Origin of the sequence: Anoxybacillus sp. ST70, assembly GCF_019553625.1 — a bacterium.
GTDB classification, from domain to species: domain Bacteria; phylum Bacillota; class Bacilli; order Bacillales; family Anoxybacillaceae; genus Anoxybacillus; species Anoxybacillus gonensis.
In genome coordinates, this window is record NZ_JAHZOF010000001.1 from 537,139 (window position 1) to 549,391 (window position 12,253).

The following is a 12,253-nucleotide window of genomic DNA, read 5'->3' on the forward strand; positions in this document are numbered from 1 at the left end:
GGAATGGACGTGGGATTATTAGATGATTTAAAAGAACGCATCGTCATCGCGGATGGAGCGATGGGAACGTTATTATATGCGCACGGCATCGATCGTTGTTTTGAAGAATTAAACGTCACAAAGCCTGAAGAAATTGTCCATATTCATGAGGCGTATATTGAATCAGGCGCAGAAGTCATTCAAACGAACACATACGGCGCCAACTACGTAAAACTAGCACGTTACGGGCTGCAAGATGACGTAAAAAAAATAAACGAAGCAGCGGTCGGACTGGCGAAACGAGCGGCAAAAGGGCGCGCCTACGTGCTCGGTACGATCGGAGGACTACGGAGCACGAACAAAAGCGCGATTTCGCTTGAAGAAGTGAAACGAACATTTCGTGAACAGCTGTATGTGTTGTTAAACGAAGGTGTCGATGGGCTTTTGCTTGAAACATATTACGATTTCGAAGAATTGCAAACCGTTCTTTCCATCGCTCGCAAAGAAACGACGTTGCCGATCATCGCCCACGTCACGTTGCATGATATTGGCGTCCTGCAACACGGGATGCCGCTTGCTGAAGCGCTGACCGAATTAGAACGACTTGGGGCTGATGTCGTCGGCTTAAACTGCCATCTCGGCCCATATCATATGTTGCGCTCACTAGAAGAAGTACCGATTCCTACACGCGCTTTTTTATCGGTATATCCGAACGCGAGCTTGCCGCAATATCGCGACGGTCGCTTCATTTACGAAACGAGCGAACAATATTTTGAAGAAACGGCGCGCGCCTTTCGTGAACAAGGAGTTCGGCTCATCGGCGGCTGTTGCGGTACGACGCCAAAACATATTGCCGCCATTGCTCGCGCCCTTTCCGATCGCACGCCTGTATATAAAAAAGAAGTCAAACAGCGCCATCCGATCGTCGTCCAAGAAGAAAAACAAACGACAGCCCCTTCTCTTGCCGACATCGCTCGCACGCGACGCTCGATTATCGTCGAGCTCGATCCACCGAAAAAGCTCGGCTTAACGACATTTTTAGAAGGCGCAAAAGCGTTAAAAGAAGCAAACATTGATGCCTTAACGCTTGCCGACAACTCGCTTGCGACACCGCGCATTAGCAACGTCGCTGTCGGCACGATCGTCAAACAACAGCTTGGCATGCGTCCGCTCATTCATATTACATGCCGCGATCGAAACTTAATCGGCTTGCAGTCGCACTTAATGGGGCTTCATACGCTCGGCATGACCGACGTGCTCGCTTTAACAGGCGATCCGTCAAAAGTAGGCGACTTTCCAGGCGCGACGTCCGTCTACGATTTATCATCGTTTGACCTCATTTCGTTAATTCGCCAATTTAACGAAGGACTGTCGTACTCAGGCAAACCGCTCGGACAAAAGACGAACTTTTCGATCGCTGCCGCCTTTAATCCGAACGTGCGCCATTTAGATAAAGCAGTAAAGCGGATAGAGAAAAAAATTGAATGCGGGGCGCACTACTTTTTAACACAGCCGCTTTATAGCGAAAAACAAATCGAAGACGTGTATGAAGCGACGAAACATTTACCGACGCCGATTTACATCGGCATTATGCCGCTCACAAGCGCACGCAACGCCGACTTTTTACATCACGAAGTGCCGGGCATTACATTGTCTGATGACATTCGCAACCGCATGGCCATGTGCGCAAACGACCGTGTTCAATCAACGAAAGAAGGATTAGCGATCGCCAAAGCGCTCATCGATGCCGCGTTCGATTTATTCCAAGGCATTTATTTAATTACCCCATTTTTACGTTACGATATGACGGTCGAACTCGTTCGTTACATTCATGAAAAAGAGCGGCTCGCAAAAGAAAGGACGGTTTATTATGGCTAGTTTATTTGAACAGCTCGAAAAGAAAATTTTAATTATTGACGGTGCAATGGGAACGATGATTCAAGCGGCCAACTTAACTGCGGACGATTTTGGCGGTGAAGCATATGAAGGATGCAACGAATATTTAACGATCACCGCCCCACACGTCATTTCTCACATCCATGAAGCGTATTTTGCCGCAGGGGCCGACATTGTCGAAACGAATACGTTCGGGGCAACGCGCATCGTCCTAGACGAATATGATCTCGGCCATTTAGCGCTTGAGTTAAATATCGAGGCAGCGAAACTTGCAAGACGAGCAGCGGAAAAATATACGACAACCGATTGGCCGCGCTTCGTTGCAGGCTCGATGGGTCCGACGACAAAAACGCTTTCTGTCACAGGCGGAGCGACGTTTACGGAGCTCGTTGCTGCGTATGAAGAACAAGCGCGCGGGCTATTAATTGGCGGCGTCGATTTATTGTTGTTAGAAACGTGCCAAGATACGTTAAACGTCAAAGCCGCCTTTCTCGGCATTACCGAAGCGTTTCAAGCGGTCGGAAAACGGGTGCCGCTGATGATTTCTGGAACGATTGAACCGATGGGAACGACGCTTGCCGGACAAACGATCGAATCGTTTTTTATTTCCATTCAACATATGAAACCTTTTGCCGTCGGTTTAAACTGCGCCACAGGTCCGGAATTTATGACCGACCATTTGCGCTCGCTCGCTTCATTAGCGAACACGGCCGTCAGCTGTTATCCAAACGCCGGGCTTCCTGACGAAGAAGGGCACTACCACGAAACGCCAGACATGCTTGCGAAAAAAATTCGCCAATTTGCTGAAAAAGGATGGCTAAACATTGTCGGCGGCTGTTGCGGCACGACGCCACAACATATTCGCGCCATCGCTGAAGCGGTGCGCGACATTCCACCTCGTGTCATCCCGAAACAGTTTGCCATGCATGCAGTATCCGGCATTGATGCGTTGATATACGATGAAACGATGCGGCCGCTTTTTGTCGGGGAACGAACGAACGTCATTGGCTCACGTAAGTTTAAACGGCTCATCGCGGAAGGCAAATATGAAGAAGCGGCAGAAATTGCGCGCGCACAAGTGAAAAATGGAGCGCACGTCATCGACATTTGTTTAGCGGACCCTGACCGCGATGAAAAAGAAGATATGGAACAATTTATTCAACAAGTCGTGAAAAAAGTGAAAGTGCCGCTCGTCATCGACTCGACCGATGAAGACGTCATCGCCTGTGCGTTATCGTATTCCCAAGGAAAAGCGATTATTAACTCCATTAACTTAGAAGACGGGGAAGAACGATTTGAAAAAATTGTCCCGCTTCTTCATCAATACGGTGCAGCGGTCGTCGTCGGCACAATTGACGAACAAGGAATGGCCATTGAAGCGAAACGAAAACTGGACATCGCCCTTCGTTCATACGATTTACTTGTCAATAAATATGGCGTGTCACCGCACGACATTATTTTCGATCCGCTCGTCTTCCCAATCGGTACAGGAGATGAGCAATATATTGGCGCAGCAAAAGAAACGATTGAAGGCATTCGCCTCATTAAACAACATTTGCCAAACTGTTTAACGATGCTCGGCATTAGCAACGTCTCATTTGGTTTGCCACCTGTCGGACGCGAAGTGTTAAACTCCGTCTTTTTATACCATTGCACGCAAGCAGGGCTTGATTACGCGATCGTCAATACGGAAAAATTAGAGCGCTTTGCGTCCATTCCTGAAGAAGAAGTGCGCTTAGCAGAGGCGTTGTTATTTCACACAAACGATGAAACGTTAAACGCATTTATTCAATTTTATCGCGATAAAACGAAACAACCGAAACAAACAAACGTCCATATGACGTTAGAAGAGCGGCTTGCCACATACGTCATTGAAGGAACGAAAGATGGGCTTATCGAAGACTTGACGCTCGCCTTACAAACGTACAGTCCGCTTGACATTATTAACGGTCCACTGATGAACGGAATGGACGAAGTCGGTCGCCTATTTAACGATAATCAGCTCATCGTCGCCGAAGTGTTGCAAAGCGCAGAAGTGATGAAAGCGGCCGTCGCCTTTTTAGAGCCGTATATGGAAAAAAACGAAACGAGCGTCAAAGGAAAAGTGTTGCTAGCAACAGTCAAAGGCGATGTGCACGACATCGGAAAAAATTTAGTCGATATTATTTTAAGCAACAACGGGTTTCACGTCGTCGATTTAGGCATTAAAGTCACGCCGCAGCAGCTCATCGAAGCGGTGCGAAACGAACAGCCAGACATGATCGGCTTATCCGGACTGCTTGTAAAATCGGCTCAACAAATGGTGCTCACTGCGCAAGACTTAAAACAAGCAGGCATCTCCTTGCCAATTTTAGTTGGCGGCGCCGCTCTTTCACGCAAATTTACCGATACGAAAATCGCGCCCGAATATGACGGCATCGTTTTATACGCGAAAGATGCGATGGAAGGATTGATGCTTGCCAACCGTATCGTCCAACAAGACATTTCTTATGAGAAAAAAGAAAAAACGAAACAAACAATCGAACGGCAAAGCACAGTCGCTGTCATGACAAAGTCAAATGTGAAGCGGGCACCGATTTACGTTCCGACCGATACAGAAAAACATATATTAAAAGACATTCCGCTTTCACATATTGAACCGTACGTCAATTGGCAAATGCTTCTTGGCCACCATCTCGGTTTAAAAGGAAATGTAAAAAAGCTGTTGGCAGAAGGAAACGAAAAAGCAATCATGTTAAAAGAGTTGATCGATGAGCTGCTCGCTGAAGCAAAACAAACAAAATCCCTTGCACCGAAAGCGGTATATCAATTTTTCCCATCCAGAAGCGACGGCGATACGGTGATCATTTACGATCCGCGCGATCAACAAACGGTCATTGAAACGTTTACGTTTCCAAGACAAACGAAAGCGCCGCATTTATGCTTAGCAGATTATCTTTCGAATGAACAAATCGACTACGTCGGGCTATTTGCTGTGACAGCTGGAGCAGGAGTGCTCGATATGGCACAACGTCTAAAAGAAGAAGGACAATTTTTAAAAAGCCATGCCATTCAAGCGCTAGCGCTTGAACTAGCGGAAGGATTAGCGGAACGCGTCCATCAAATTATGCGCGACCGTTGGGGCTTTCCGGATTCTCCTGATTTTACGATGGAACAACGATTTGCGGCGAAGTATCAAGGACAACGTTTTTCTTTCGGCTACCCTGCTTGCCCAAATCTCGAAGACCAAGAGAAACTATTCCGTCTTTTACGCCCAGAAGAAATCGGCATTCATTTAACGGAAGGGTATATGATGGAACCAGAAGCGTCCGTTTCCGCCATCGTCTTCGCCCATCCGGAAGCGAGATATTTTAACGTGTTGTGAAAAAGCTGACTTTGATCAGCTTTTTCACACAATACGATCGGGCAAATAATATTCACATGCTAGTTTTTTAAAATCCTTTTCATTCCATGTGACGACCGCTTGTACGGTAGGAGAATGTTTCATAAGTGAACTAAGATAAGCATCCGCAAAGTCAACACGATACTTTCCATAACTCGCTATCGCTTGCAACACAACCTCTTTATCGATCGTTTTTATACATGGAGCCTCAACAAGCTGTGTTAAACGTTCAGCTATTTCTTCTTTCCGATAACCGTAACGTTTTGACTCAAGAACCCAACAACATTCTGCAATCACTAACGGATGTAGTACAAACGACAGTTCTCCGTTTACCGCCTTTTCGAATAATCGATAAGCAATTGGTGATTGGATTTTATCATCGTTCGTTAAAAAGCGAACAATTACATTTGCATCTAAAATGTACATCGTTCATCTTCTTTCTTTTGCTTGCTAGCAAGCCATTGTTCTCTAGCTTCTTTTCGAATGTCCTCCCAATTCATATCTTTTTGTTCTCGCTTTGGTGGCATGCTTCCAAATAACGATAGTAACGAATCTTTCTTTCTTACTTTCAACGTTACTTCTTGATTTTCGCCATAAACAAACACAACTTGATCGCCTGGTTCTGCTCCAAGCCATTCTCTCACCTTTGTCGGAATCGTCACTTGATGTTTCGAAGAAAGTGTCGACGAATAAACATATGTGTTATTTTCCATCGTATCCCCCCAATATTCTTTACTTTTATTTTATCTTTACATTATTCAACGGTAAAGATGAAATATCATCTACAAATCAATCCCTTTGATCGCATGAACGCCTTTATGATAATAATGTTTCACTTCTTTCATTTCCGTCACTAAATCGGCAAGGTGAATCATTTCCTCTTTTGCCCCTCTTCCTGTCACGACAACATGCGTATGCGCTGGCTTATTCGCCAACGTATGCACAACATCTTGCATTGGCAAAACATCATCAATCGGAAACGATGTAATCGCTAAAGCAACATTTAATTCGTCTAAAACGACAACATCATATAAACTAGATAACACATGTTGTTTCGCAAGCGCCCACCCTTTTTGTAACGCTTCGCGATGTTCTTCTGGCGTTTTTGTCCACGTGAAGCCAACGCCTGTTTGATGCACCTCTATACCGAGTTGCTGCAATATTTTCGCCTCGCCATATGGACGATGCGGCGATTTAATAAATTGAATGACGATCACTTTTTTTCCATGCCCCGCAGCGCGAATGGCAAGGCCGACCGCCGCAGTTGTTTTTCCTTTTCCGTCTCCCGTATAAACAATCACCATTTTTCTTCCACCCACTTTAACTGATCGTGTAAGCGGACGACATCTCCGACAACGATAATAGCAGGGGAAGAAAATTGTTTTTCATGAACGATGTCAACGATTGTTTGTAACGTACCGACAACGGTTCGTTGCTCTGTCGTCGTTGCCCATTCGATCACAGCCACAGGTGTCTCGCCATTTTTGCCATGACGTTGTAGTTGTTCACAAATGTAAGCGATATTTGCCATCCCCATATAAAATACGATCGTATTTGTTGCCTCGCTTAATGCATCCCAGCGAATGCGATCACGTTCCCCGCTCAGATGTCCTGCGATGAACGTCACCCCGCCAGCATAATTGCGATGCGTCACAGGAATGCCAGCATATGCCGGGGCAGCGACGCCGGCTGTCACACCGGGGACAATTTCATAAGGGATGCCATATGCGCGCAAATGCTCCACCTCTTCCCCACCGCGACCGAACATAAACGGATCGCCGCCTTTTAAGCGAACAACCGTCTTTCCTTGCAGCGCATGTTCAACAAGCCATTGATGAATTTGTTGTTGAATGTTCCCATGCTTTCCCGGCTCTTTGCCGCAATATAAAAGCATTGTTCCTTCTCTAGCGTAAGTCAACAGCTGTTCACTCACGAGTCGATCGTAAATAATAACATCCGCCTTTTCAATACATTCACGTCCGTATACAGTAATAAGCTTCGGATCCCCCGGCCCTGCCCCAACAATATATACTTTTCCTTTATTCATCATGATCGCTCCCTGTCGCTACGTTTGCTGATGAAAATGTCGCCATATGAAGCATCGCCGTCGCCATATGAACAATCGGAAATGCTACCGCCGCTCCACTTCCTTCTCCAAGCCGCATACCTAAATCAACAAGCGGCTCTTTATGTAACAACTCCAGAGCAATGCGATGCCCCGGTTCTTGCGACCGATGCCCCGCAATCATATAATGAACGACACGTTTATCCAGTCGTTCGGCGATTAACGCTGCGACCGTACAAATAAAGCCATCAAGCAAAATCGGAATGCGTCGCTCTGCGGCCGCGATCATCGCTCCTGCCATCGCCGCAATTTCAAGCCCTCCGATTTTTGTCAATAAATCGATGGCATCAGACGCATTCGGTTTATGTTTTGCAAGCGCACATTCAATCACGTCTCGCTTACGTTTCAACGCTTCATCATGAACGCCTGTTCCTTTTCCGACAAGTTCAGCCACGTTGCGGCCGCTTATCGCTGCTAACAGGGCGCTAGCTGTCGTCGTATTGCCGATCCCCATTTCCCCAACAATCAAACAGCAGATGCCGTGATCAATCATCGCATTTGCTTGGCGATATCCGGCTTGCACTGCTCGCTCCGCTTCTTCTTTCGTCATCGCTTGTTCATTGGCAAAATTGTTCGTTCCATATGCTACTTTTTCGTCGATGACACGTTCTTCATGAATATCAACCGCCACGCCAACATCGACAACTGAAAATGTTGCGCCAATTTGTTTGCTAAATACGTTAATGGCAGCCCCGCCACGCACAAAATTGAGCACCATTTGCGCTGTCACTTCTTGCGGATACGCAGACACCCCTTCTTTTGCAATACCATGATCGGCCGCAAAGACGAGCACACCCGGTGGCGTCACGCTAGGAAAACGCTCCCCTGTCATTTTCGCAATATCAATCGCTAACTCTTCAAGTCGTCCCAGGCTTCCACGCGGTTTCGTTAGTTGATCAATATAGTTGCGTACTTCTTCCCCAATTTGCTCATAAAGCATGATGATCTCCCCCTTGAAATTCCATCATTTTTCGTTCAATTGTTGTCACATTGACGCTTGTTTCGACGCAATTGGCTAGTTCATCAAATGCTTGCATGCGCAATTGTCGATAAAGCGGTCGTGTAGAAAGTGGCGGCAGTTGTTTTTTTCTCCGCACATCGTTTAATAAATGATGGCGAAACGCATCGTTATGAAATAAATCGTGCATATATGTTCCAATCACGCGTTCATCTTTCGTTTTACAACCATCTGTTTTCCCATTCTGCGAAATAAGTGGCTCACCGCTTTTTACGATCGAGCGTCCCATATGAATTTCATATCCACTCACATGAAACGTTTCGCGTTGAAACGTCAATATCCCTTCACATAACACAGTCGTTTTTTCACAAGCAAGCGTCGTTTCCATTGCCAACAAACTTAATCCTTCTATCTCATCGAGTGGCGTTTCGACATGAAACGGATCTTTTATACGTTCTCCAAGCATTTGATAACCACCGCAAATACCGATCATGATCGTATCGCTTCGTTCATATAAACGTCGGATCGCTACAAATAACCCTGTTTCTTTTAAAAACTGGACATCTTCAATCGTATTTTTACTGCCCGGCAAAATAAGTATATCTGGCTCGCCTAACAACGACGCAGCCGTCACAAATCGCACCGAACAGTCCGGCTCGTCAAAAAACGGATCGATATCCGTAAAGTTAGATATGCGCGGATATTGAATGACCGCTACATCAATCGCTTTCGCATCGTCTTTTTTTGTCACATAACGAGAAAGTGTCACAGAATCTTCCGCATCGATGCGCAAATGCATATACGGAACGACGCCAAGCACCGGCACGCCTGTATATTGTTCAAACCAACGCAATCCCGGCTGAAGAAGCGCAACATCGCCGCGAAATTTATTAATGATCACCCCAATGACACGTTTACGATCACATTCATCTAACAACTGCAATGTGCCAACTAAACTCGCAAACACTCCTCCGCGCTCAATATCACCAATCAAAACAACAGGGGCATTCGCCATGCGCGCCACACGCATATTCACAAGCTCACGATCGTTCAAATTTACTTCCGCAGGACTTCCTGCTCCTTCAATGACAAGTCGATCGTATTGTTTCATCAATACATCGAGCGACTGTTGAATAATGTTCAATCCCGTATGAAAAAACTCGGTTCGATAAGCGCTCGCTTGCATGTTTTTATACGGTTTTCCATGTACGACAATTTGCGCCTCTTGATCGCGGCTCGGCTTAATTAAAATCGGATTCATGTGCGTCGTCGCTAACACACCTGCCGCTTCCGCCTGCACCCCTTGCGCGCGTCCGATTTCTTTTCCATCGACCGTTACGTATGAATTGAGCGACATATTTTGCGATTTAAATGGCGCCGTTTTCCAACCGTTGCGAGCAAATATGCGACAAAAAGCCGTGGCGATCACGCTTTTTCCCGCATCTGAATGCGTTCCTTGAAACATAATCGGCAGCGCTTTACGCATCTCCTTTCACCTCGCTGCACGCCTTCAACCAACGCTCAACAAGCAAAGCATTCGACGGAAAATAAAAATGAACGTAACCAGCGACTAACCGCTCATCCATATATCCATCTCGCTTGCATCCGCGCAGCCCTTTCGCTTCATATGCAAATTTTTCTTCTTCGCGTCGAATAAACGTTGAATAATGAAATTCATGTCCTTTCGCTTCATCTTGTTCAAACAAAAAGTTTCCTTCCATTCCTGTTACTTCGCGATATCCGAGCGCTACAAGCTTTTCATGCATACACACGTGCCCCGGAATAACGCCGACCATCTCATAATATTGCCCGTCGGTCGTTTCAATGCCTTCTGTTAAATACATAAATCCACCGCACTCCGCAAGCGTCGGTAAACCGCGCTGAATGGCTTCGGAAACTGATCGTTTCACTTTTTCGTGACGCGCAAGCTCCGCGGCAAATTCTTCCGGAAAACCTCCACCAATATACAATCCATGCACATCGTTCGGCACACATTCACCGGCAAGCGGAGAAAAATAAACGAGCGTTGCCCCATACGCCTGAAGCATTTCTAAATTTTCTTCGTAATAAAAATGAAACGCCGCATCTTTTGCGACAGCCACGCGTACATCGTACGTTTGTTTTGGTGTAAAAAACGGTTCGCTATGAAGGACGGTCGTTTCCGCTAGCTTCCATATAGCATCTAAATCGAACGTTTGCGCGATGCGCTCACCAAGCCGTTCAAAAAACGGTTGAAGCTCTCCACGCTCCACAGATGGAACAAGCCCTAAATGACGCTCTGGAATCGTCAAATCGTTTTCTTTTAACAAATAGCCAACGACAGGAATACCGCATTGTTGTTCAATCGCTTCTTTGACGAGACGAAAATGTCCTTCGCTCCCAACGCGATTTGCAATAACTCCAACGATGCGAACGCGCTCATCAAACCGTTGAAATCCGCGCACAACTGCCGCTGCGCTACGCGCCATGCCTGAACAGTCGACAACTAACAAGACAGGACTTTCGGTGATAATGCTAATTTCTGCAGTGGAACCTTCATTTGTCGCTACTCGCTTTCCATCAAATAGTCCCATCACCCCTTCAATGATCGACAAATGCGCTCCCTCGCTCCCACGGCTACATACGTGGCGCACAATTTGTTCATTTCCCATCCAACTATCTAAGTTGCGCGAACGTCTTCCTGTTACCGCCGTATGATACGTTGGATCAATATAATCTGGCCCACATTTAAACCCTTGAACAACATATCCTTTTTGTTTAAACGCACTCATTAAACCGAGTGTGATCGTCGTCTTTCCAACACCGCTCCCCGTTCCTGCAACGACAATCCGCCTCACTCTTTTCCCTCCCATAGCGCAACGGAAATCGTTACATTCCCGCTCTTTTTTTTCGTTAACACAAGCTTATTTTGTCCGCTATATCGTTTCGCTGCAGGTTCGCTTACCCCATATGCTCCCGTGTAGCGAAATACCGTTTCCGAAGGCTCATCAATCGGAACAGCGTTTAACTGCTCAGGCGTGTAAAAAATAAGCGGCCATTTATACTTATTTGCGACAGCTAGCAACCCTTCTTCATCTTTTTTTAAATCGATCGTGCATAATGCTTTGACACTTTTCATGGAAAAACGAAGCTGTTGTAACGTTTCATCAATGACATGTTCAATTTCTTCTGCGCTCGTCCCACGATTACAGCCAATACCGATGACAATGACTTTTGGACGATATAACACACCGTTTTGTAAAATCGCTTCTTCCTCTTTTTCAAGCAAGCGATGTGTGACGATCAGCGCCGCATCCGGCTTCGCTTCAAGCGCCTCAGCAATCGAAGCATATTGCCGAATGTTTGATGGAATCGGCGTATCATACGTCCACCAATTGCGCTCGCCTGATTCTTGTACAATCGCAACATGTTGCTCATTTACAACCGCGGCGCTCACAGGCGTCAAATTGTTTTCGTTTTCCCATTCCCATCCGAATGAGCGACCGAATAAGTCAACCGCAATCGTTTGCTGCACATCGGATGCTGTCGTGATGACCGGACGGGCGCCAAGTAAATTCGCCACTTTTTTTGTCAGCTCATTGGCTCCTCCTAAATGGCCAGATAATACACTAATGACATGTTCTGCTTTATCATCAATGACAACAACCGCAGGATCTGTTTTTTTATCTTTTAGCAACGGAGCAATCATGCGTACGACGGCACCGAGCGAAATGATGAGAATGAGCCCGCGATATGTTGAAAACAATTGCGGCAACAACAACCGGACATTTCCTGAAAATAAATAAATGCCTTTCTCGTGTTCGTCCCCTTGCGCAAATTTATCGGCATAATAAATGTGCGCATGCGGGAGTCGATCGTGTAGCTTTCTCGCAATATGTACCCCGTGTTTCGTAATCGCGACAACAGCATACAT

10 protein-coding genes are annotated in these 12,253 nt (G+C 46.2%); 2 read left to right on the plus strand and 8 right to left on the minus strand.

Annotated features, from left to right (window positions below; translation table 11 throughout):
- Nucleotides 1-9 precede the first annotated feature (9 nt).
- Complete coding sequence (locus tag K1I43_RS02820; protein WP_020424563.1) at nt 10-1,857, plus strand: bifunctional homocysteine S-methyltransferase/methylenetetrahydrofolate reductase; 1,848 nt, start codon at nt 10-12, stop codon at nt 1,855-1,857.
- Nucleotides 1,850-5,239: a methionine synthase gene (gene metH / locus K1I43_RS02825; protein WP_026011721.1), complete on the plus strand. Its 3,390-nt coding sequence runs from the start codon at nt 1,850-1,852 to the stop codon at nt 5,237-5,239. Before K1I43_RS02820 ends, metH begins: the two co-directional genes overlap by 8 nt.
- A 24-nt stretch (nt 5,240-5,263) precedes the next feature.
- Here the strand turns inward: metH and K1I43_RS02830 are convergent, their stop codons facing one another.
- From K1I43_RS02830 to K1I43_RS02865, 8 genes are all read right to left on the minus strand, one after another.
- Entirely contained in the window at nt 5,264-5,683 is a 420-nt protein-coding gene (locus K1I43_RS02830; protein ID WP_019417891.1) for a type II toxin-antitoxin system VapC family toxin, read from the minus strand.
- Nucleotides 5,671-5,970, minus strand: a complete 300-nt coding sequence (locus tag K1I43_RS02835; RefSeq protein WP_019417892.1) for an AbrB/MazE/SpoVT family DNA-binding domain-containing protein — start codon at nt 5,968-5,970, stop codon at nt 5,671-5,673. Before K1I43_RS02835 ends, K1I43_RS02830 begins: the two co-directional genes overlap by 13 nt.
- 69 nt (nt 5,971-6,039) lie before the next feature.
- On the minus strand, nt 6,040-6,561 hold the full coding sequence (cobO, locus tag K1I43_RS02840; RefSeq protein WP_026011722.1) for a cob(I)yrinic acid a,c-diamide adenosyltransferase: 522 nt from the start codon (nt 6,559-6,561) through the stop codon (nt 6,040-6,042).
- Complete coding sequence (gene cobA / locus K1I43_RS02845) at nt 6,555-7,304, minus strand: uroporphyrinogen-III C-methyltransferase (protein WP_026011723.1); 750 nt, start codon at nt 7,302-7,304, stop codon at nt 6,555-6,557. The genes cobO and cobA overlap by 7 nt, the downstream gene beginning before the upstream one ends.
- On the minus strand, nt 7,297-8,322 hold the full coding sequence (gene cobT, locus K1I43_RS02850) for a nicotinate-nucleotide--dimethylbenzimidazole phosphoribosyltransferase (RefSeq protein WP_019417895.1): 1,026 nt from the start codon (nt 8,320-8,322) through the stop codon (nt 7,297-7,299). Before cobT ends, cobA begins: the two co-directional genes overlap by 8 nt.
- Entirely contained in the window at nt 8,312-9,826 is a 1,515-nt protein-coding gene (locus tag K1I43_RS02855) for a cobyric acid synthase (RefSeq protein WP_019417896.1), read from the minus strand. The genes cobT and K1I43_RS02855 overlap by 11 nt, the downstream gene beginning before the upstream one ends.
- Nucleotides 9,819-11,192, minus strand: coding sequence for a cobyrinic acid a,c-diamide synthase CobB (locus K1I43_RS02860; RefSeq protein WP_019417897.1), 1,374 nt, complete (start codon nt 11,190-11,192; stop codon nt 9,819-9,821). The genes K1I43_RS02855 and K1I43_RS02860 overlap by 8 nt, the downstream gene beginning before the upstream one ends.
- Entirely contained in the window at nt 11,174-12,253 is a 1,080-nt protein-coding gene (locus tag K1I43_RS02865; RefSeq protein ID WP_026011725.1) for a cobalt-precorrin 5A hydrolase, read from the minus strand. Before K1I43_RS02865 ends, K1I43_RS02860 begins: the two co-directional genes overlap by 19 nt.